This window comes from Methylobacterium oxalidis (genome assembly GCF_007992195.1).
Classification (GTDB): Bacteria; Pseudomonadota; Alphaproteobacteria; order Rhizobiales; family Beijerinckiaceae; genus Methylobacterium; species Methylobacterium oxalidis.
Genome location: NZ_BJZU01000083.1, coordinates 1 through 20,736, shown reverse-complemented (window position 1 = coordinate 20,736; position 20,736 = coordinate 1). Strand labels below are relative to the sequence as shown.

Here is a 20,736-nt window from a genome sequence, read left to right as displayed (position 1 = left end):
CGGGAGAGGTGCGGTGATTGTCCCCGTCAGATCGCCGCGAGGCCCCGCTGCACGGCCGGGCGGGCCAGGACGCGGCCGAGCCACGCCTTCAGGTTCGGAAGGGCGCCGACGTCGATGCCCTGCTTCTCGTGGAACTTGGCCCAGGTGAGCGTGGCCATGTCGGCGATCGAGTAGTCGCCGGCGAGGTAGTCCCGCCCCGCCAGCCGCCGGTCGAGCACGCCGTAGAGCCGGTTCGCCTCGGCGGTGAAGCGCTCGATCGCGTAGGGGATCTTCTCCTGCGCGTAGATGCGGAAGTGGTGGGCCTGGCCGAGCATCGGCCCGAAGCCGCCCACCTGCCAGAACAGCCACTCGTCGACGGCCACCCGCGCCCGCTCGTCGGCGGGGTAGAACCGGCCCGTCTTGCGGCCGAGATACTGCAGGATCGCGCCCGACTCGAAGACGGTGATGGGCTCGCCTCCCGGACCGTCCGGGTCGACGATCGCCGGGATCTTGTTGTTGGGCGAGAGGCGCAGGAAGTCGGGCGCCATCTGCTCGCCCTTGCCGATGTTCACGGGCACCACCCGGTAGGGCAGCCCGCACTCCTCCAACATGATCGGGATCTTCCAGCCGTTCGGCGTGCTCCAGGTGTGGACGTCGATCGGTCTGCCCGTGACGGCGGCCATGTCGCCTGCTCCTGCCGGATGTCTCGCGCGTCCCGTCACGCGAGGACGCTGTCCCCGCGCGGGCCGGCTCGCAGCTAGCCCGGATTCGGGCGGCGTCTCAAGGGCGGCGCGCGGCCTCCTCACGATCGCGAGAGTGACGGCCGTACGATCGTGGAGAGAGAGGGACGCTCCCCGCAACCCCCTTGCCCGCCGGGCGCAATGCCGCTGTGATGGCGGCGCGCACGGCCACGCTCGCGGGCCCGTGCCGACCGGCCGGGAACCCATCCATGCTCTCACGTCTCGCCATCGCGGCGCTCGCCGCGCCGCTCCTCCTCGCGCAGCAGCCCGCCCTCGCCAAGGACCCGCCCGCTGCCAAGCCCGCCGCCGCCGAGACTGCGGCCAAGGAGGCCAAGGACCCCACCCCCGGCCAGAGCGCCGCCCGCGAGCGCCAGAAGACATGCGGCGCGGAGTGGCGCGGCCTCTCGGCGACCGAGAAGACGGCGCAGGGGCCGAAATGGCCCCAGTACTTCAGCAAGTGCGTCAAGCGCCTGAAGCAGCAGAAGGCGTGAGCGGCGCGCGGGCGCCGGGCGCGAACCGCCCGCCCCTCCCGCGTGTTCTCCGCCCGGACGGAAGCGGAGGAGCCTGCGGCGGATGAACGGCGAGCGGCGTGCCCTGCAGCGCGTGGTGGCGGTGGCGGCCCTGATCCCGGTCTCGGCCGGCCTCTACGGCGTCCTGTTCGGCGTCAACGGCATCGCGGGCGGGGTCGAGAGCGTCTCGGCCGACAGCCATTTCCGCTACCTGTCGGGCCTGCTCACCGGCATCGGCCTGCTGTTCTGGTCCTGCGTGCCGGGGATTGAGGGCAAGACGCGGCTGTTCCGCTTCCTCACCCTCGTCGTGGTGCTGGGCGGCCTCGCCCGGCTGCTCGGGCTCTACCTCACCGGCCTGCCCTCCCTGACGATGCTGGCCGCCCTCGGCGTGGAGCTCGTCCTGACGCCGCTCCTCTGCCTGTGGCAGGCGCGGGTGGCGGGGCTCGCCGGGGCGCGGCCCGCGCCGCTACGGGACGTCTGAGGCCGGCCCGGTGAGCGCGGCCGCCCCTCCCGCCCGGATCGACCGCTGGCTCGACCGGATCGAGGCCGTGCTGCCCGCGCCCTCGGCCTGGGCCTTCGCCCTGCGGATCTGGCTCGCCATGATGCTGGCGCTCTACGCGGCCTTCTGGCTGCAACTGGAGAGCGCCTCCTCGGCCGCCGTCACCGTGGCGATCCTCGCCCAGCCGAAGCGCGGGCAGGCCCTGTCCAAGGCGTTCTACCGCTTCGCCGGCACCCTGGTCGGGGCCGCGCTCGCCATCCTGCTCGTGGCGGCCTTCGGGCAGGACCGGGTCCTGCTCCTCGTCAGCTTCACGCTCTGGCTCGCGATCTGCGTCTTCGTCGCGAACTTCCTGCAGGACACCCGCGCCTACGGGGCCATGCTGTCGGGCTACACCGTCGCGATCATCGCGGTGGCCAACATCGACACGCCGCAGAACGTGTTCGATTCGGCGATCTCCCGCGTCGCGGCGATCGCGCTCGGCATCGTCTGCATCACCTTCATCAACGACGCCCTCGCCTCCCCGAGCACCTGGCGCTCGCTCCGCGCCGGCCTGTCGAACGCGCTGACCGGCACCACCGCCTTCGCCCATGCCTGCCTGACGAAGGGCGACCCGGGGCCCGAGGCGGCCCTGCGGCAGATCGGGGTGATCGCCCCGCTGCGGGCCGACGCGAACGCCATCGCGGGCGAGTTCGACGACGGGCCGCAGCGGGCGGCGGGCGCCCGCAGCGCCATCGCCGCGCTCTACGCCGTCGCCGCGCGGGCCCGCACCTTCGCCATCGCGGTCCGCTGGCGGGGCGGCACGACACCCGCGATCGAGGAGGCCCGGGCGATCTGCGCGGGGCTGACGGGCGGGAGCGGGCGCCCCGACGCCGCGGCGATCGCCGCGGCGCGCGGGCGCCTGTGTGCCCTCCTGCGCGCCGCCGCCCTGCGGGAGGAGCCCGACCTCGACGAGGTGGTGGCGCTCCAGCGCGCCCTCGACCTCGCCCGCGCCCTCGATTTCGCGCGGGACGGGTTCGGCTCGCTGAGCGAGGGATACCGGCCGCTGCGCCGGGTGAGCCTGCCGACGCACCACGACGTCGCGCTGGCGCTCCGCGCCGCCGCCCGCATCGCGCTTGCCTTCGGGCTCACCTGCCTGCTCTTCGTGTTCGCGGGCTGGCCGGCGACCTCCTTCGCCCTCGTGCAGGTGGCGGCGACCGGCGCCCTCTCCTCCCTCAATCCGGACCCGCGGAAGTTCGCCAACGGCGTCTTCCTCGGCATGGCGCTGGCGTCCACGGCCGCCGGGATCACCCTGTTCCTCGTCCTGGCGGGCGGCCAGGGCTTCCCGCTCCTCGCCATCGCGATGGCGCCGGTGATCTTCGCCGCCTGCTTCCTCGCCCTGCGGCCGGCGACCTTCGGCGTCGGCTTCATCCTGCTCGTGTTCTTCCCCGTGCTGGTCGCGCCCGCCAACCCGCAGGTCTACGATCTGCAGGTCTTCCTCCAGAACGCCCTGCTCGTGCTCATCTCCTCCGGCATCCTCTGGCTCACGGTGCGCCTCGTCCTGCCGGTCTCGCCCGAGCGGGCGCGGCTCTACGCCTTCGAGTCGGCCCGGCGGGACCTGCGCGACGCCCTGGTCGGCGAGGGGGGCGATGCCACCACCCGGACGAGCTTCAACAGCGATCGCCTCTACCAGTACGCGCAGGCCAACACCGGCGCGGAGCCCGTGCGGCGGCGCCGGCTGGAGCTCGCCTTCGCGATCGCGCATCTCGAAGCCTCGGCCGCCCGCGCCCACGCGCAGCTGCGCGCGCTCTGGCCGGACCCGCGCCTGCGCGCGGCCGCGACGCGCGCCCGCACGGTGCTGGCCGAGGGCCCCGCCGACGCGATCCCGGCGGCCGCCCGCGACCTCCTGCGCGCGGCCCGCGGCGGCGACGGCGACACGGTCCTCGGCGCCGCCCGGGCCGCGAGCGACCTCGCCGCCGCCGCGCGCGTGATGGAGCGCCACCGGCGCTTCCTGCGCCGCCTCGGCCTGCCGGGCCTGTGACCGCCATGCGCCACGACCTCGACCTCGGCGGCATCCTGATCTCGCCCTTCGTGGCCTACGCGGCGGGTGCCCTCCTCATCCTCGTCGGCCTGCGGGCGATCTTCGCGCGGATCCGCTTCAGCCGGTACGTCGCCAACCCGCCCCTCGTCGAGGCCGGGCTCTACATCTGCCTCGTCGCCCTGCTGGTAGTCCTGTTCTGATGCCCGATCCCGACCCGCCCGCGCGGCCCGCCTCGCCCGAGCCCGAGAGCCGGGCAGACACCCTGCCGGCCTCCGAGGAGCCGATGCTGCCGGCCCGCCGCCGGCTGCGGCTCGGCCGGATCCTGCGGCTGGCCGCCACCGGCCTCGTCCTGGCCTGCGCGGCGGCGGCGGCCGCCTTCGTCTGGTCCTACTACGTGACCGCGCCCTGGACCCGCGACGGGCAGGTGCGCGTGCAGGTGGCGAGCGTGGCGCCCCAGGTTTCGGGGCAGATCGTCGAGCTGCGGGTCACGGACAACCAGACCGTGCGCAAGGGCGACCTCCTCTACCGGATCGACCCGTTCGACTTCGAGGTGGCGATCGCCTCGGCCGAGGCCGAGATGAAGAACCGGGAGGCGGACCTGCAGGTGAAGCGCACCCAGGCCCAGCGGCGCGAGCAGCTCACCACGCTCTCGACCTCGATCGAGGAGAAGCAGCAGTTCGAGGGCACGGCCAAGATCGCCGAGGCCGCCCTCGACAGCGCCAAGGCGCAGCTCGCGCAGGCCCGGATCAACCTGGAGCGGACGCAGGTGCGCTCGCCCGTCAACGGGCGCGTCACCAACCTGCTCCTGCGCACCGGCGACTACGCCACCAAGGGCACCGTCAACGTCGCGGTGATCGACACCGATTCCTTCTGGATCGACGGCTACTTCGAGGAGACGAAGATGGCCCATGTCCGGGTCGGCGACCGGGCGGAGGCCGTGCTGATGGGCTTCGGGGACATCGTGCGCGGCACCGTCGAGAGCATCACGCTGGGCATCAGCACCGCCAACGCCGCCCCGAGCACGCAGGGACTGCCGTCCGTCAACCCCGTCTACACCTGGGTCCGCCTCGCGCAGCGGGTGCCGGTGCGGATCCGCATCGACCACGTGCCGGAGGGCGTCACGCTGGTGGCCGGCATGACCTGCACCGTCTCCCTCGGCGAGGCCGGCGCCCGCGGGCGCGACTGGCTTCTCGTTGCCTGGAACCGCCTGCGCGGCGGGGGCGCGGCGGCGCGCTGACCGCGGGGCCGGCGCCGGGCATCGCAATGCAGCGCGAAATCGGCACAAGTTCTTGCAAGTTCGCGGTGCGGCGCGAAGAGCAGAGATGCGCCGCAGAACTTGAAGCGTCGCTGCATTTTCCGGCTTGACGCGACGGAATTAGGCTCGCAGGCTGCATGTGTGCTTCGCGACAGGAAGCACTGGCCGCCCCGGAAGCGGCCCGTTCGCGACGTGAACGGGCACGATGCGACTGACCCGGGGCCGGGCCGAGACATCTGGCTGAAGGAGATGGGCATGACGCCACCTCAGCAGGAAGCCGTGAGGACGGTCCCGGGACCGGTTCGGCCCGGAGCTTAGCGGCGAGCCCACGCGAACAACCGGACGGAGACGGCTCTAGGGGCGCAGAAGCGGCCGGAACGGCGCGACTTCGAAGACGCACCAGCCCCACCTGAAGCCGTCCCCGCCGCGGTTCCCCGCGGTATCGAGCACGACCACGGCAGGACGAGCGGCCCGCGCCGACCGGCGGACGGGCGTATCCGCGCGCCTACTCGATCCCGAGCTTGGCCTTCAGGAGCGCGTTCACCGCGGCCGGGTTGGCCTTGCCGCCCGTGGCCTTCATGGTCTGGCCGACGAACCAGCCGAGCAGGGTTGGCTTCTCGCGCGCCTGGGCCACCTTGTCGGGGTTCTGGGCGATGATGGCATCCACCGCCGCCTCGATGGCGCCGGTGTCGGTGACCTGGCGCATGCCGCGCGCCTCGACGATCTGGCGCGGGTCGCCGCCCTCGGACCAGACGATCTCGAACAGGTCCTTGGCGATCTTGCCGGAGATCACGCCCTCGCCGATCAGGTCGACGATGGCGCCGAGCCGGTCGGCCGAGACCGGCGTCTCCTCGATGCTCAGCCCCTCCTTGTTGAGGCGGCCGAACAGCTCGTTGATCACCCAGTTGGCGGCGGCCTTGCCGTCGCGGCCCTTCGCGACCGCCTCGAAATAGTCGGCCGAGGCGCGCTCGGCGACGAGCACGCCCGCGTCGTAGGCCGAGAGGCCGTAGGCGGAGACGAAGCGCGCCTTCTTGGCGTCGGGCAGCTCCGGCAGGCCCTCGGCGAGGCCGTCGACGTAGGCCTGGTCGAACTCGAGCGGCAGCAGGTCGGGGTCCGGGAAGTAGCGGTAGTCGTGCGCCTCCTCCTTGGAGCGCATCGAGCGGGTCTCGCCCTTGCCGGGGTCGAACAGGCGGGTCTCCTGCTCGATGCGGCCGCCATCCTCCAGGATCGCGATCTGGCGGCGGGCCTCGGTCTCGATCGCCTGCCCGATGAAGCGGATCGAGTTGACGTTCTTGATCTCGCAGCGGGTGCCGAGCGGCTCGCCGGGGCGGCGCACCGAGACGTTCACGTCGGCGCGCAGGTTCCCCTTCTCCATGTCGCCGTCGCAGGTGCCGAGGTAGCGCAGGATGGTGCGCAGCTTCGTCACGTAGGCCCGCGCCTCCTCCGAGGAGCGCAGATCCGGCCGCGAGACGATCTCCATCAGCGCCACGCCCGAGCGATTGAGGTCGACGAAGCTCAGGTTCGGGCTCTGGTCGTGCAGCGACTTGCCGGCGTCCTGCTCCAGGTGCAGGCGCTCGATGCCGACCGTGATCGACTCGCCGTCGGGCAGGTCGACCAGCACCTCGCCCTCGCCGACGATCGGGTCCTTGTACTGCGAGATCTGGTAGCCCTGCGGCAGATCCGGGTAGAAGTAGTTCTTGCGGTCGAACACCGAGCGCAGGTTGATCTTCGCCTTGAGGCCGAGGCCGGTGCGGACGGCCTGGGCCACGCACTCCGCGTTGATCACGGGCAGCATCCCGGGCATCGCCGCGTCGACGAGCGAGACGTGGTCGTTCGGCTCGCCCCCGAAGGCCGTGGGGGCGCCGGAGAAGAGCTTCGAGCGGCTCGTGACCTGGGCGTGGATCTCCATGCCGATCACGACCTCCCAGTCGTGCAGGCCGCCCTTGATCAGCTTCTTGGGGGAGACAGGTGCGTTCATGGTGGTCCGGATCGGGTGGGAGCGGGCGTCGGCCGGCGGGGCCAGTTACGGGGCGTCCCGCGGCCGGGTCAAGCGTGCGGCCGGATCGCCCGGCGGGCGAGGAAGCCCGCCATCGCCCAGAGGAGCGCGCCGACCGTCCGCACGGGGAAGAAGGTCGGCCCGTCGTGGCTGACCGGCGCCGGCCAGGGGATGCCGAGGGCGGCGATCGCCCAGGAGGCCAGCACCGAGACGGCGAGCGCGATGATCGCCGCGATGAAGACCTTGCCGAACTGGCTCGCCGTCCAGCCGAGCCAGAGCGCGAGGCCGACGAGGATGGGGTCGAGGGCGGCCCAGATCCAGACGGTCCAGGGATAGTAGGGAACGGTCACGCCCACCACGCCTTCGGCAGGCTCATCCGGCCGGCGGCGTCCTCGATCGCCTGGGCGGCGGCGAACAGCGTCTCCTCGTCGAAGGGCCGGCCGATGAGCTGCAGGCCGAGCGGAAGCCCCTGCGCGTCGAGGCCCGCCGGCACCGCGATGCCGGGCAGGCCCGCCATGTTCACGGTGACCGTGAAGACGTCGTTGAGGTACATCTCGACCGGGTCGGCCGACGCCTTCTCGCCGACGCCGAAGGCGGCGGACGGGGTGGCGGGGGTGAGGATCGCGTCGACGCCCGCCGCGTAGGCCGCCTCGAAGTCGCGCTTGATCAGGGTGCGGATCTTCTGGGCGCGCACGTAGTAGGCGTCGTAGTAGCCCGCCGAGAGCACGTAGGTGCCGATCATGATGCGGCGCTTGACCTCGCGGCCGAAGCCGGCGGCGCGGGTGTTCTCGTACATGCCGACGATGTCACGCCCGGGCACCCGCAGCCCGTAGCGGACGCCGTCGTAGCGGGCGAGGTTGGAGGAAGCCTCGGCCGGCGCCACGATGTAGTAGGCCGGCAGCGCGTAGCGGGTGTGGGGCAGCGAGATCTCGCGGATCTCGGCCCCCGCCTCCCGCAGCCACGCGGCGCCCTGGTCCCAGAGGCGCTGGATCTCGGCCGGCATGCCCTCGACCCGGTACTCCTTCGGGATGCCGATGGTGAGGCCCTTCACGCCGCGGCCCAAAGCCGCTTCGAAATCGGGCACCGGCAGGTCGGCGCAGGTGGTGTCGCGGGCGTCCGGGCCCGCCATGGAGCCGAGCAGGATCGCGCAGTCGCGCACGGTGCGGGCGATCGGCCCGGCCTGGTCGAGGGATGAGGCGAAGGCCACCGTGCCCCAGCGCGAGCAGCGCCCGTAGGTCGGCTTGATGCCGACCGTGCCGGTGAAGGCCGCGGGCTGGCGGATCGAGCCGCCGGTGTCGGTCGCGGTGGCGCCGAGGCAGAGGCGGGCGGCCACCGCCGCCGCCGAGCCGCCGGACGAGCCGCCGGGCACGAGCGGCGCCTCGGAGCCGGCCCGGCGCCAGGGCGAGACCACGGTGCCGTAGGCGCTGGTCTCGTTCGAGGAGCCCATGGCGAACTCGTCGAGGTTGAGCTTGCCGAGCATCACGGCGCCGTCGCGCCAGAGATTGTGGGTGACGGCCGATTCGTAGTGCGGCTCGAAGCCCTCGAGGATCTTCGAGCCCGCGGTGGTGACGACCCCGTGGGTGCAGAACAGGTCCTTGATGCCCAGCGGAAGCCCCTCGAGCGGGCGCGCCTCGCCCGCCGCGATCTTCGCGTCCGAGACCTCCGCCATCTTGAGCGCCCGGTCCGGCGTCTCGAGCAGGTAGGCGTTGAGGACGCGCGCCTTCTCGAGGGCCGCGATGTGGGCCTCGGTGAGCTCGCGCGCGGAGAAGTCCTTGGCCTTCAGGCCGTCGCGCGCCTCGGCGAGGGTGAGTTCGTTCAGCTGCGTCACGATTGTCCGTCCTCAGCGGCCTGCCCGGCGGCCGGCCTGCCCGCCCGCGGCGGGCGCATCGCAAGGGGCGGGCCTCGCGGCCCCGGCCCCGGGGTGCTACTCGACCACCTTGGGCACGAGGAAGTAGTGGTCCTCGGTCTCGGGCGCGTTGGCGACGACCTCCTGGGCGCGGCCGCCATCCGTGATGACGTCCTCCCGCTTCTTCATGGCCATCGGCGTGACCGAGGTCATGGGCTCGACATCCGCCACGTCGACGGCGCCGAGCTGCTCGACGAAGGCGAGGATCGCGTTGAGCTCGCCCTGGAGCGGCGCCACCTCATCGTCGCTCACGGCGATGCGGGCGAGATGCGCGATGCGCCGGACTGTCTGTGCGTCGACCGACATGCTGCTGTGCTCAACCTCGCGCGGGGAGATGGCCGGGGAGACGGCCCTGTGCGGGGCGGCCGGAGGCGGCCCGTCAGGAATCTGCCCGCGCTATAGCACCGGCCTTCGCGCGCCCGCAACGCGGGGACGTCCCTCAGGTGACCACGTGGTTGGGCGTCACCGAGATCTCGATCACGATGCCGCGCCGCATCGGGTTGCGCTCGGCCTGGGCGAAGCCGAAGACGAGGGTCTCGAAGGCGAGGAGCAGCATCAGCTTGTGCCGGCGCGTCAGCCCGCGGCTGGCGCCCGGCTCCGGACGGGGCTCGGCCTCGGCCCGGCCGACGGGAACGAGGGAGGCGGCCGGCACCCGGCCGCGCCGCCCGGAGGCGACGAGGCGCAGGAGCGGGTTCCTGCGCGGCATCGGGCTCTGCGCTGTCACGGGGGACCTCGACGGGGTTAACGAAGCGTTAAACGCGACTATGGCGGAACGGGTCCGGGCGCCGCTACAGCAAGGTTTCGTTATGGTTAACGGGTCTGAACGGGAGGGCGGCGGGATGTGGCAGGGCGTGTTCGAGGATCTGCGGCCGGGCTGTCCCTCGGGCGAGGGGGAGATCGCGCGGGCCGCGGCCGAGCTCGGCTTCCCCCTCCCCGATTCCTACGTCAGCTTCTGCCGGACCTGCGGCGCCGGGCTCGCGGGGGGGCTCGTGCGCGTCGCGACGCCGCTGCCCTACGAGGCGGCTGACCTCGTGACCCGGGGCGAGCTGATCGCGCACAGCGTCGGCGCCGCGGCCCGGGCGCTGAGCGGGAGCCCCGCCTTCGCCGACAGGCCGTTCCGGTTCGACGTGGAGGGCGACGACGCGGGCGTGCTCGACCGCGCCTTCTTCTTCGGCGAGACCGAGGACGGCGCCTTCCTGTTCTGGGACGTGCAGGGCACCGGCGAGTACGACATCTGGGTCATGGGCGCGGACCTCGAGAGCGTCCGCTTCGGGGCCGAGAGCCTGGACGCGCTGTTCCGCGCCCTCCAGGGCCCCCGCGTCGCTGCGATCCTCGGGCCCGAGGCCGAGCCGCTGCCGTCCCGGTTCGAGGGGATCGAGGCGGGCGTGCTGGCGCGGGCCGGCGGCCCGGCGTAAGGCCGGGGCGGGACCGAGAACCCGGGTGAGCCGTGACCGCTGACGAGATCCTTGCCTTCGCGGAAGCCTCGCGGGGCGGCGCGCGCCTGATCGGGATCGATCTCGGCACGAAGACGATCGGACTCGCCCTGTCCGACCTCGGCCGGACGATCGCGACGCCGCTGGAGACGATCCGGCGGGTCAAGTTCACGCAGGACGCTCTGCGCCTCAAGGCCCTGTGCGGGCAGCACGCGGTCGGCGGGCTGGTGATGGGCCTGCCCCTCAACATGGACGGCAGCGCCGGTCCGCGGGTTCAGTCGACCCGCGCCTTCGTGCGCAACCTGAAGCCGCTGCTCGACCTGCCGGTCCTCTACTGGGACGAGCGGCTGTCGACCGCCGTGGTGACGCGCGCGCTGATCGAGGCCGACGCCTCCCGGGCCCGCCGGGGCGAGCTCGTGGACAAGCTCGCCGCCACCTACATCCTGCAGGGCTGCCTCGACGCGATGGGCGACCTGACGGCGCCGGAACCGGAGGCGTGAGCGCCCGCCTCAGGCGATCAGCGAGACGGAGCCGCTGCCGTGGCGCTCGATCCGCCCGTCGAGCTCCAGCTCCAGCAGGGCGGTCTGCACGACGCGGACGCTGAGGCCGCTGGCGCGGGCGAGCTCGTCGGCGCCGATCGGCGTCGGGCTCAGGAACGCGATGAGCCGGGCGCGGTCGTCCCCGGCCTCCGCGAGGCCCGAGGCGGGCGCCGTCTCGGCGAGACCCTCCGCGGGCACGGGCAGCGCGATCCCGTCGAGGTCGATCTCGTCCCAGAAGATCGGCTCGTCCCCGAAGTCCGGCCGCTCGACCGCGATCCCCGCCTCCCCGCTCTCCTCGGCGACGAGGGGCGCGAGCACGAGGAGCACGTGGTCGGGCTCGGCGACCAGGGTCGCGCCCTGCCGGATCAGGTCGTTGGTGCCCTCGGCGCGCGGGTCGAGGGGCGAGCCCGGCACGGCGAAAACCTCCCGCCCCTGCTCCAGGGCGAAGCGGGCCGTGATGAGCGAGCCGGAGCGGCGCGCCGCCTCGACCACGACGCTGCCGAGGGACAGGCCCGAGATGATGCGGTTGCGCCTCGGGAAGTCGCGGCCCCGCGGCTCCCAGCCCATCGGCATCTCGGCGACGAGGGCGCCGCCGGCAGCCAGGATCTCCTCGACGAGGGCGGCGTGGCTCGGCGGGTAGATCCGGTCCTGCCCGCCCGCCAGCACCGCGACCGTTCCGGTGGCGAGCGCCGCCCTGTGGGCGCGGGCGTCGATGCCGCGGGCGAGCCCCGAGACCACGACGAGGCCGGCCTCGCCGAGCCCCCGCGCCAGGCGCTCGGTGAAGGCGAGGCCCGCCGCCGAGGCGTTGCGCGAGCCGACGATCGCGACGGCGGGCCGGCGCAGAACGGACGCCTCGCCGCGGATCGCCAGGAGGGGTGGCGCGGTGTCGGTGGCCTGCAGGGGCTTCGGGTACTCGGCCTCGCCGAGCGCCACGAGCCGGGCGCCGATGCGGACGGCCGCCGCGATCTCGGCCTCGGCCTGCCCCCGCGTCGGCGGCAGCACCCGCCGGCCGCGCGCGGCGGTCAGCTCCGGCAGCGCGTCGAGGGCCGCGGCCGCCCCGCCGTAGCGGTTGATCAGGCCCCGGAAGGTGCGCGGGCCGACGCCCTCGGTGCGGATCAGGCGCAGCCAGTCGACCCGCTGCGCGTCGGTGAGCTGCATGGCCCCGCCTCCCCCTGCCCCTCCCCCGAGAGGCCGCCGGCGCGGGACCCGGCCGATCCGTTCCCGGATCCCGGTCGGGCGGTGGGCTCAGCCCTTCTGCCCGATGCGCCCCTCCGTGCCGTCCCGCAGCCGGCGGATGTTGGGCGCGTGCTTCCACCATAGCAGCGCCGCGAGCACGAGGAAGAGGAGCGCCGCCTGCGGCTGGCCCAGAGCCCAGAGCACGACGGGCGTCGCGGCCGAGGCCACGAGGGCCGAGAGCGAGGAGTAGCGGAACCCGAAGGCGAGGCCGATCCAGAGCGCCGCGAAGGCGGCGACGGCGGGGGGGCTCAGCGCCAGCAGGACGCCGATGAAGGTGGCGACGCCCTTGCCGCCCCGGAAGCCGAGCCAGGCCGGGAAGAGGTGGCCGAGGAAGGCGCCGAGACCCGCGATCAGCGCCGCCGCCTCGCCGAACCGGGAGGCCAGCAGCACCGCGGCCGTGCCCTTCAGGGCGTCGCCGAGGAGGGTGGCGGCGGCCAGACCCTTGCGGCCGGTGCGCAGGACGTTCGTCGCCCCGATGTTGCCCGAGCCGATCGCCCGCACGTCGCCGAGCCCGGCGATGCGCGTGAAGATCAGCCCGAAGGGGATCGAGCCGAGCAGGTAGCCGCCGACGAGGCAGGTGGCGAGGATCGGCCAGGGCACGGCGCCCGCGTCCATCAGGCGGGCTCCGCGAGGTCGTGGCCCCGGTGGACCACCTGCCCGCCGACGAGCGTCAGCACGGCGCCGCCCTGCAGGCGCGCCTCGTCGAAGGGCGAGTTCTTCGAGCGCGACTTCAGGTGCCGCTTGTCGAGCACGTAGGGCACGTCCGGGTCGATCAGCACGAGGTCGGCCGGCGCGCCCGCACCGAGGCGCCCCGATTCGCGCCCGAGGATCTCGGCCGGCCGCGCGGAGAGCGCGCGCAGGAGCGCGGGCAGGCCGATGTCGCCGGTATGGACGAGGCGGAGGGCGGCGCCGAGCAGGGTCTCGATGCCGAGCGCCCCGTCGGCGGCCTCGGCGAAGGGCAGGCGCTTCGTCTCCACGTCCTGCGGGTTGTGGTCGGAGACCACCACGTCGATCAGGCCCTCGGCCAGCGCCCGCACCACGGCCTGCCGGTCGGCCTCGTGCCGGAGCGGCGGCGAGAGCCGGCAGAAGGTGCGGTAATGCCCGATGTCGCCCTCGTTGAGGACGAGGTTGTTGACGGAGACGCCGCAGGTGACGGGCAGCCCGTCCGCCTTGGCCCGGCGGACGACCTCGACCGAATCGGCGCAGGAGATCATGGCGGCGTGATAGCGCCCTCCGGTGAGCCGCACGAGGCGGATGTCGCGCTCCAGCATCACCGTCTCGGCCTCGCGCGGGATGCCGAGGAGCCCGAGGCGGGAGGCCATCTCGCCCTCGTTCATCACGCCGTCGCCGACGAGGTCCGGCTCCTCCGCGTGCTGCATCAGGAGCACGCCGAAATCGCGGGCGTAGGTGAGCGCCCGGCGCATCACCTGCGCGTTCGTCACCGCCCGCAGCCCGTCCGTGAAGGCGACGGCGCCCGCCTCGCGCAGGAGGCCGAACTCGGTCATCTCGGCGCCGGCGAGCCCCTTGGTGATGGCCGCGGCCGGCAGCACGTTGACGCTCGCGGTGTCGCGGGCCCGGCGCAGGACGAAGTCCACGATGGCCGGCCCGTCGATGACCGGGTTGGTGTCCGGCATGCAGACGAGGGTCGTGACGCCGCCCGCGGCGGCGGCCGCGCTCGCGCTCGCCAGGGTCTCCCGGTGCTCGGCGCCCGGCTCGCCCACGAAGGCGCGCATGTCGACGAGGCCCGGCGCGAGGACGCGGCCGCCGCAATCGATCGTCTCGGCGCCCTCCGGCGCGGCGGGGGCCGGGCCCCAGGCGACATCGGCGATGCGCCCGTCGCGCACGAGGACGGCGCCCGGCCCCTCGCGGCCGGCGGCGGGGTCGATCAGGCGGGCGTTTGAGAGGAGGAGGGGGCGAGGCGACATCGGTCTCACGCGTTCGGCAGGTGGGTCGCCAGGGCCTCCAGCACCGCCATGCGCACGGCGACGCCCATCTCGACCTGCTCGCGGATCAGCGACTGCGCCCCGTCCGCCACGTCGGAGGCGATCTCGACGCCCCGGTTCATGGGGCCGGGATGCATCACGAGGGCGTCGGGCCTGGCGAGCCGCAGCTTGTCGCGGTCGAGGCCGAAATAGCGGAAATACTCCTTCACAGAGGGCACGAAGGAGCCGTTCATGCGCTCGCGCTGGAGGCGCAGCATCATCACGATGTCGCAGCCGGAAAGCCCCGCGCGCATGTCCGTGAAGACCTCGACGCCGAAGCGCTCGATGCCGGTCGGCAGCAGCGTCGAGGGGCCGATCACCCGCACGCGGGCGCCGAGCGCCTGCAGCAGGATGATGTTCGAGCGGGCGACGCGGGAGTGCAGGACGTCGCCGCAGATCGCCACCTGCAGCCCCTCGATGCCGCCCTTGTTGCGGCGGATCGTCAGCGCGTCGAGGAGCGCCTGAGTCGGGTGCTCGTGGGCGCCGTCGCCCGCGTTGACCACCGCGCAGTCGACCTTGCGGGCGAGGAGATGCACGGCGCCGGCGGAGTGGTGGCGCACCACGATGATGTCGGGCCGCATGGCGTTGAGCGTCGCCGCGGTGTCGATCAGGGTCTCGCCCTTCTTTACCGAGGAGGAGGCCACCGACATGTTCATCACGTCGGCGCCGAGGCGCTTGCCCGCGAGCTCGAACGAGGATTGCGTGCGCGTCGAGGGCTCGAAGAACAGGTTGATCTGGGTGCGCCCGCGCAGGACGTTGCGCTTCTTCTCGACCTGGCGCGAGACGTCGACGGCGGCGTCGGCCCGGTCGAGCAGGCCCTCGATCTCGGGGCGGGTCAGCCCCTCGATGCCGAGCAGGTGGCGGTGCGGGAAGCTCGGGGTCACGGGCGCGCTCATGTCGAGGCCGGGCTATAGGTCGCGGGCGCTGCCGCGGCAAGGCCGGACGGCGCCCCGTTCCACGCCCCGAACGCCCCGTGATTTGACATCGCGCCGGGCATCCACCACTTCTGCCGGCGCGTCGGCCCCTCCCTCGGAGGCGGCCTGCATCCGAGACAATTGCATAGACCGTCGCTGCGGTGGGCTCTGGCAAGAGGCTGACCCGTTCATGAAAGTCGTCGTCGTCGAGTCGCCGGCCAAAGCCAAGACGATCAACAAATATCTCGGCCGCGATTACGAGGTGATCGCCTCCTTCGGCCACATCCGCGACCTGCCCGCCAAGGACGGCTCGGTCGACCCCGAGGACGACTTCCGGATGATCTGGGAGCTGGAGGACCGCGGCGCGAAGCGGGTTTCCGAGATCGCCAAGGCGGTCAAGGGCGCCGAGAAGCTGATCCTCGCCACCGACCCGGACCGCGAGGGCGAGGCGATCTCCTGGCACGTGATCGAGGCGCTGGCCGCCCGCAAGGCCCTCAAGGGCGTGCCGGTGGAGCGCGTGACCTTCAACGCCATCACCAAGGACGCGGTGCAGACCGCGATGCGCCAGCCCCGCGAGATCGACCAGGCGCTGGTCGACGCCTACCTGGCGCGGCGCGCCCTCGACTACCTCGTCGGGTTCAACCTCTCGCCGGTGCTCTGGCGCAAGCTCCCGGGCGCGCGCTCCGCCGGCCGCGTCCAGTCGGTGGCGCTGCGCCTCGTCTGCGAGCGCGAGTACGAGATCGAGACCTTCCGGCCGCGCGAGTACTGGTCGATCGTGGCCACGCTCGCCACGGAGGCCGGCGGCGTGTTCGAGGCGCGGCTCGTGGGCGCGGACGGAAAGCGCATCCAGCGCCTCGACGTCGGCACCGGCGAGGAGGCGGCCGCCTTCAAGCGCGACCTCGAGCTCGCGACCTTCAGCGTGGCGAGCGTCGAGGCCAAGCCCGCCAAGCGACACCCGCAGCCGCCCTTCACCACCTCGACCCTGCAGCAGGAGGCCTCGCGCAAGCTCGGCATGGCCCCGGCCCAGACCATGCGGGTCGCCCAGCGCCTCTACGAGGGCGTCGAGATCGGCGGCGAGACGGTGGGCATCATCACCTACATGCGCACCGACGGCGTCGACATGGCGCCGGAGGCGGTCCAGGACGCCCGCCGGGTGATCGGGCGCGAGTTCGGCGACGCCTACGTGCCGGGCGCGCCCCGCAAGTACAGCACCAAGGCCAAGAACGCGCAGGAGGCCCACGAGGCCGTCCGCCCGACCGAGATGAGCCGCCTGCCCAAGCAGGTGGCGCGCTACCTCGACGCCGAGCAGGCGCGGCTCTACGAGCTGATCTGGACCCGCACGGTGGCGAGCCAGATGGAGTCGGCCGAGCTCGAGCGCACCACCGTCGACGTGACGGCGAGCGTCGGCCCGCGCCGGATCGACCTGCGCGCCACCGGCCAGGTCGTGAAGTTCGACGGCTTCCTCGCCCTCTACCAGGAGGGCAAGGACGACGAGGCCGACGAGGAGAGCCGCCGCCTGCCGCCGATGAAGGCGGGCGACCCGCTCCGGCGCGAGCGCATCACGTCCACGCAGCACTTCACCGAGCCGCCGCCGCGCTACTCGGAGGCGAGCCTCGTCAAGCGCATGGAGGAGCTCGGGATCGGCCGGCCCTCCACCTACGCGGCGATCCTGCAGACGCTGCGCGACCGCGAGTACGTCAAGATCGAGAAGAAGCGCCTCGTGCCCGAGGACAAGGGCCGGCTCGTCACCGGCTTCCTGGAGAGCTTCTTCAAGCGCTACGTGGAGTACGACTTCACGGCCGACCTCGAGGGCCAGCTCGACCGGGTCTCGAACGCCGAGATCGACTGGCGCGAGGTGCTGCGCGAGTTCTGGCGCGACTTCTCGGCGGCGGTGGGCGGCACCAAGGAACTGCGCGTCGCCGAGGTGCTGGAGGCGCTCAACGAGCTGCTCGGCGCCCACATCTTCCCCGAGCGCGCGGACGGCGCGAACCCGCGCGCCTGCCCGAATTGCGGCTCCGGCTCGCTCTCGCTGAAGCTCGGCAAGTTCGGCGCCTTCGTCGGCTGCTCGAACTACCCGGAGTGCAAGTACACCCGCCAGCTCTCGGCCACGGGGGTGGAGGGCGACGGCGAGGGCGCCTCCGCGGAGGGCGGCCAGCCCGGCGTGCGCGTGCTCGGCGACGACCCGGCGACCGGCCTGCCCGTGACGCTGCGCGACGGCCGCTTCGGCCCCTTCGTGCAGCTCGGCGAGGCCTCGACCGAGAAGGGCGCGGAGAAGCCGAAGCGTTCCTCGCTGCCCAAGGGCCTCGCGCCCTCGGCGGTCGACCTCGCGAAGGCGCTGCGCCTCCTGGCGCTGCCCCGCGAGGTGGCGCGCCACCCGGAGACCGGCGAGCCGATCCTGGCCAATCTCGGCCGGTTCGGCCCCTACGTGCAGCACGGCAAGACCTACGCGAATCTCGGCCGAGACGACGACGTACTCGAGATCGGCGCCAACCGGGCGATCGACCTCATCGTCGCCAAGGAGCAGGGCGGCGGGCGCGGCCGCCCCGCCTCCGATCCCGGCCGGGCGCTCGGCAAGGACCCGGCCTCGGGCCGCGAGCTGACCGTGAAGGCCGGCCGCTACGGCCCCTACGTCACCGACGGCGAGGTGAACGCCACCCTGCCGAAGGCGGTGAGCGCCGAGGCGCTGACGCTCGAGGAGGCGGTGGGGCTCGTCAACGCCAAGCGTGCCTCGGGCGGCGGCAAGGCCCCGGCCCGCGGCCGCAAGGGCGCGGCGGCGCGCAAGGCGCCCGCCCGGAAGGCGGCCTCGGACGGGGATGAGGCGGCCCCGAAGAAGCGGGCGGCCGCGAAGACGGCGAAGAGTGCGGCGGCCAAGCCGTCAGCCAAGAAGAAGGCGGCCGGGGCCTGAGCGCCCGGCGGGCTCGCGGGAGGCGGCCTCAGACGAGGTAGGTGATCGTCGCGGCGAGCGCGGTCGCGAAGGTGGCGAGCGCGAGGGTCGTCGGCGTGACGAGAGTGGCCCGGACGCTCCGGATGGCGTCCTCGGCGGCGGCGTCCGCGAAGCCGAACGCCTCGCCGGCGGCGCGCTCGCAGCGCGCGAGGGCGATGTGGCGGGCGTGAACGGCGGCGTTGCTCATCGGCGACCTGCTCCCTCGGCTCGCCCCGTCTTCCGGCCCGGGGCGGGCCGCGCTACGGCAAAGCTTGCCGTGACAATGCGCGAGCGCACCTGACGGTTCCCTGAACCGGGTCCCCGGCACGTGCGTGAGGCGATCTTAACCATCCCTCCCGCATCAGTTTGATGACGGTCGGGCGGAACGCGCGCCCGGGGCGGCGCTGCCGCAGCAGCGCCGCATCTGGCCGGGGTATGCTCCCCGTGCGATGCTCGACCGCACCGGCGGGACTCACGGGCGCTTTGATGTTTCCGGTTTGTTCCGGTAGAACGAGCGGATGAAGGCACATGCTGCGAGACGTAATCCGGCTGCACGGGGGCCGCGCGTGAGCGATCCGGCACGCGATCTGTTCGGGCCGGGCGCCAAGCCCGCCGCCAAGCCCGCCGCCGGGCCCGGCGCGCGCGAGGCCGAGTCCCGGCGCCGCATCACCCTGACGCCGCCCGCCCCGGCGCCCGAGCCGGCCGAGGCCGGCTACGACGCCTCCGCCATCGAGGTGCTGGAGGGGCTGGAGCCGGTGCGGCGCCGGCCCGGCATGTATATCGGCGGCACCGACGAGCGGGCGCTCCACCACCTCTTCGCCGAGGTGATCGACAACTCGATGGACGAGGCGGTGGCCGGCCACGCGAGCTTCATCGAGGTGGAACTGGAGGAGACGGGCGCCCTCGTCGTGACCGACAACGGCCGCGGCATCCCGGTCGATCCGCACCCGAAATTCCCGGGCAAGTCGGCGCTGGAAGTCATCATGACGACGCTGCACGCGGGCGGGAAGTTCGACTCGAAGGTCTACGAGACCTCCGGCGGCCTGCACGGCGTCGGCATCTCGGTCGTCAACGCGCTGTCCGACCTGCTCGAGGTGGAGGTCGCCCGCAACCAGACCCTCTACCGCCAGACCTTCTCGCGCGGCCACGCGCAGGGGCCGCTGGAGACGGTCGGGCGCGTGCAGAACAGGCGCGGCACGCGGGTGCGCTTCCACCCGGACGCGGAGATCTTCGGCTCGCTGAAGTTCGACCCGCGCCGCCTGTTCAAGATGGCCCGCTCCAAGGCCTACCTGTTCGGCGGCGTCGAGATCCGCTGGCGCTGCGCCCCGGCCCTGCTGGAGGGCCTGGAGGGCGTGCCGGCCGAGGCCGTGCACCGCTTCCCCGGGGGCCTGCGCGACTACCTCTCCCGCGACATCGAGGGGAAGGAGCTCGTCACCGACGCGATCTTCTCCGGCAAGGTGACGAAGCCCGGCAGCCACGGCTCGCTCGAATGGGCGGTGGCCTGGATGGTCCAGGACGACGGCGTCTCCTCCTCCTACTGCAACACGATCCCGACGCCGGAGGGCGGGACCCACGAGGCGGGCCTGCGCGTCGCCCTGCTGCGGGCCCTGCGCGAGCACGCCGAGCGGGTGAACCAGGCCAAGCGCATGGCCGCGGTGACCACCGACGACGTGATGGCGACCTGCGCCTCCATGCTCTCGGTCTTCATCCGCGAGCCCGAGTTCCAGGGCCAGACCAAGGACAAGCTCGCCACCGTGGAGGCGTCCCGCATCGTCGAGACGGCGGTGCGCGACGCCTTCGACCACTGGCTTGCCGACTCGCCGGCCCAGGCCAACAAGCTCCTCGACTGGGTGATCGACCGGGCCGAGGAGCGCCTGCGCCGCCGCCAGGAGAAGGAGGTCGCCCGCAAGACCGCGACGCGCAAGCTCCGCCTGCCCGGCAAGCTCGCCGACTGCTCGGCCGCGGGCACGGCGGGCTCGGAGATCTTCATCGTCGAGGGCGACTCGGCCGGCGGCTCCGCCAAGCAGGCCCGGGACCGGGCGACCCAGGCGATCCTCCCGTTGCGCGGCAAGATCCTGAACGTCGCCTCGGCGAGCCGGGACAAGCTCGGCGCCAACCAGCTCATCAGCGACCTGACCCAGGCGCTCGGCTGCGGCACCGGCCACCAGTACCGCGAGGAGGACCTGCGCTACGAGAAGGTGATCATCATGACGGACGCCGACGTGGACGGCGCCCACATCGCCTCGCTGCTGATCACCTTCTTCTACCGGCAGATGCCGAGGCTCATCGACAAGGGCCACCTCTACCTCGCGATCCCGCCCCTCTACCGCCTGCAGCAGGGCACCAAGACCGCCTACGCGCGGGACGACGCCCACAAGGACCAGCTGATCAAGACCCAGTTCAAGAACGGCAAGGTCGAGATCGGCCGCTTCAAGGGCCTGGGCGAGATGATGCCGGCGCAGCTCAAGGAGACGACCATGGACCCGAAGAAGCGCACGCTGCTGCGCGTCGCGGTCCTCGACGAGGCGCGGGAATCGACGGGCGACACGGTCGACCGCCTGATGGGCAACAAGCCCGAGGCCCGCTTCGCCTTCATCTCCGAGCGGGCCGCCTTCGCGGACGGGACCGAACTCGACATCTGAACCCGTCGGTTCCAGGCCCGCGGCGGCGCGGGCCCGGGACTTGCCGGCCGCGCGGGACCTCGGCCGACCGGAGAATCAGACCGCCAACGAGAAAAGCCCGGCCGAGAGGCCGGGCTTTTCCGTATCCGCGTCCGGGCGGCGCCGTGGCCGGCGCCGCCCGTCCGGG

At 73.0% G+C, this 20,736-nt stretch carries 20 protein-coding genes; 9 read left to right on the top strand and 11 right to left on the bottom strand.

From position 1 onward, the window contains the following. Nucleotides 1–26 precede the first annotated feature (26 nt). Nucleotides 27–662, bottom strand: coding sequence for a glutathione S-transferase N-terminal domain-containing protein (locus MOX02_RS19600; RefSeq protein ID WP_147027479.1), 636 nt, complete (start codon nt 660–662; stop codon nt 27–29). Nucleotides 663–928: 266 nt separating this feature from the next. On the opposite strand from MOX02_RS19600, the gene MOX02_RS19595 reads away from it, so the two are divergent. The 5 genes from MOX02_RS19595 (at nt 929) to MOX02_RS19575 (ending at nt 4,981) form a co-directional block, all read left to right on the top strand. Then, entirely contained in the window at nt 929–1,210 is a 282-nt protein-coding gene (locus MOX02_RS19595) for a hypothetical protein (RefSeq protein ID WP_147027478.1), read from the top strand. An 82-nt stretch (nt 1,211–1,292) separates the two neighbouring features. Beyond that, nucleotides 1,293–1,709 carry a DUF4345 domain-containing protein gene (locus tag MOX02_RS19590; protein WP_147027477.1) on the top strand — a complete coding sequence of 139 codons (417 nt, stop codon included), beginning with the start codon at nt 1,293–1,295 and terminating at the stop codon, nt 1,707–1,709. A gap of 10 nt (nt 1,710–1,719) precedes the next feature. Continuing rightward, complete coding sequence (locus MOX02_RS19585) at nt 1,720–3,744, top strand: FUSC family protein (RefSeq protein WP_280525341.1); 2,025 nt, start codon at nt 1,720–1,722, stop codon at nt 3,742–3,744. Nucleotides 3,745–3,749: 5 nt separating this feature from the next. Next, nucleotides 3,750–3,944 (top strand): DUF1656 domain-containing protein, encoded by a 195-nt coding sequence (locus MOX02_RS19580; protein WP_147027476.1) that lies wholly within the window; start codon nt 3,750–3,752, stop codon nt 3,942–3,944. Further along, a complete protein-coding gene (locus tag MOX02_RS19575) occupies nt 3,941–4,981 on the top strand; it encodes an efflux RND transporter periplasmic adaptor subunit (protein ID WP_373866768.1) in 1,041 nt (346 codons plus the stop codon). The genes MOX02_RS19580 and MOX02_RS19575 overlap by 4 nt, the downstream gene beginning before the upstream one ends. Before the next feature lie 523 nt (nt 4,982–5,504). Here the strand turns inward: MOX02_RS19575 and gatB are convergent. The 5 genes from gatB to MOX02_RS19550 all read right to left on the bottom strand — a co-directional run bounded on the left by gatB (nt 5,505) and on the right by MOX02_RS19550 (nt 9,625). Continuing rightward, a complete protein-coding gene (gatB, locus tag MOX02_RS19570; protein WP_147027474.1) occupies nt 5,505–6,977 on the bottom strand; it encodes an Asp-tRNA(Asn)/Glu-tRNA(Gln) amidotransferase subunit GatB in 1,473 nt (490 codons plus the stop codon). A 68-nt stretch (nt 6,978–7,045) separates the two neighbouring features. Then, the gene (locus MOX02_RS19565) at nt 7,046–7,345 is read right to left on the bottom strand and encodes a hypothetical protein (protein ID WP_147027480.1); all 300 of its coding nucleotides are present in this window, start codon (nt 7,343–7,345) and stop codon (nt 7,046–7,048) included. Then, nucleotides 7,342–8,823: an Asp-tRNA(Asn)/Glu-tRNA(Gln) amidotransferase subunit GatA gene (gatA, locus tag MOX02_RS19560; RefSeq protein WP_147027473.1), complete on the bottom strand. Its 1,482-nt coding sequence runs from the start codon at nt 8,821–8,823 to the stop codon at nt 7,342–7,344. The genes MOX02_RS19565 and gatA overlap by 4 nt, the downstream gene beginning before the upstream one ends. A gap of 96 nt (nt 8,824–8,919) precedes the next feature. Further along, nucleotides 8,920–9,207: an Asp-tRNA(Asn)/Glu-tRNA(Gln) amidotransferase subunit GatC gene (gatC, locus tag MOX02_RS19555; protein WP_147027472.1), complete on the bottom strand. Its 288-nt coding sequence runs from the start codon at nt 9,205–9,207 to the stop codon at nt 8,920–8,922. Nucleotides 9,208–9,340: 133 nt separating this feature from the next. Further along, complete coding sequence (locus tag MOX02_RS19550) at nt 9,341–9,625, bottom strand: hypothetical protein (RefSeq protein ID WP_147027471.1); 285 nt, start codon at nt 9,623–9,625, stop codon at nt 9,341–9,343. A gap of 115 nt (nt 9,626–9,740) precedes the next feature. Between MOX02_RS19550 and MOX02_RS19545 the strand changes: the two genes are divergently transcribed. Both MOX02_RS19545 and ruvX read left to right on the top strand, forming a co-directional pair. Continuing rightward, on the top strand, nt 9,741–10,316 hold the full coding sequence (locus MOX02_RS19545) for an SMI1/KNR4 family protein (protein WP_147027470.1): 576 nt from the start codon (nt 9,741–9,743) through the stop codon (nt 10,314–10,316). Between the two features lie 32 nt (nt 10,317–10,348). Beyond that, complete coding sequence (gene ruvX, locus MOX02_RS19540; protein WP_147027469.1) at nt 10,349–10,834, top strand: Holliday junction resolvase RuvX; 486 nt, start codon at nt 10,349–10,351, stop codon at nt 10,832–10,834. A 9-nt stretch (nt 10,835–10,843) separates the two neighbouring features. On the opposite strand, the gene dprA is transcribed toward ruvX, so the two are convergent. From dprA to MOX02_RS19520, 4 genes are all read right to left on the bottom strand, one after another. Continuing rightward, nucleotides 10,844–12,031: a DNA-processing protein DprA gene (gene dprA, locus MOX02_RS19535; protein ID WP_147027468.1), complete on the bottom strand. Its 1,188-nt coding sequence runs from the start codon at nt 12,029–12,031 to the stop codon at nt 10,844–10,846. A gap of 87 nt (nt 12,032–12,118) precedes the next feature. Continuing rightward, nucleotides 12,119–12,724, bottom strand: a complete 606-nt coding sequence (gene plsY, locus MOX02_RS19530) for a glycerol-3-phosphate 1-O-acyltransferase PlsY (protein WP_147027467.1) — start codon at nt 12,722–12,724, stop codon at nt 12,119–12,121. Beyond that, nucleotides 12,724–14,034: a dihydroorotase gene (locus MOX02_RS19525; protein WP_147027466.1), complete on the bottom strand. Its 1,311-nt coding sequence runs from the start codon at nt 14,032–14,034 to the stop codon at nt 12,724–12,726. The genes plsY and MOX02_RS19525 overlap by 1 nt, the downstream gene beginning before the upstream one ends. Nucleotides 14,035–14,039: 5 nt before the next feature. Beyond that, nucleotides 14,040–14,987, bottom strand: coding sequence for an aspartate carbamoyltransferase catalytic subunit (locus tag MOX02_RS19520; protein WP_147027465.1), 948 nt, complete (start codon nt 14,985–14,987; stop codon nt 14,040–14,042). Between the two features lie 208 nt (nt 14,988–15,195). On the opposite strand from MOX02_RS19520, the gene topA reads away from it, so the two are divergent. Beyond that, nucleotides 15,196–17,910, top strand: coding sequence for a type I DNA topoisomerase (gene topA, locus MOX02_RS19515; RefSeq protein ID WP_147027464.1), 2,715 nt, complete (start codon nt 15,196–15,198; stop codon nt 17,908–17,910). Nucleotides 17,911–17,938: 28 nt separating this feature from the next. Here topA and MOX02_RS19510 read toward each other — a convergent pair whose 3' ends face one another. Continuing rightward, nucleotides 17,939–18,136 carry a hypothetical protein gene (locus tag MOX02_RS19510; protein WP_147027463.1) on the bottom strand — a complete coding sequence of 66 codons (198 nt, stop codon included), beginning with the start codon at nt 18,134–18,136 and terminating at the stop codon, nt 17,939–17,941. A gap of 358 nt (nt 18,137–18,494) precedes the next feature. Between MOX02_RS19510 and parE the strand changes: the two genes are divergently transcribed. Continuing rightward, entirely contained in the window at nt 18,495–20,570 is a 2,076-nt protein-coding gene (gene parE / locus MOX02_RS19505) for a DNA topoisomerase IV subunit B (protein WP_147027462.1), read from the top strand. The last annotated feature ends 166 nt before the right edge of the window (nt 20,571–20,736 follow it).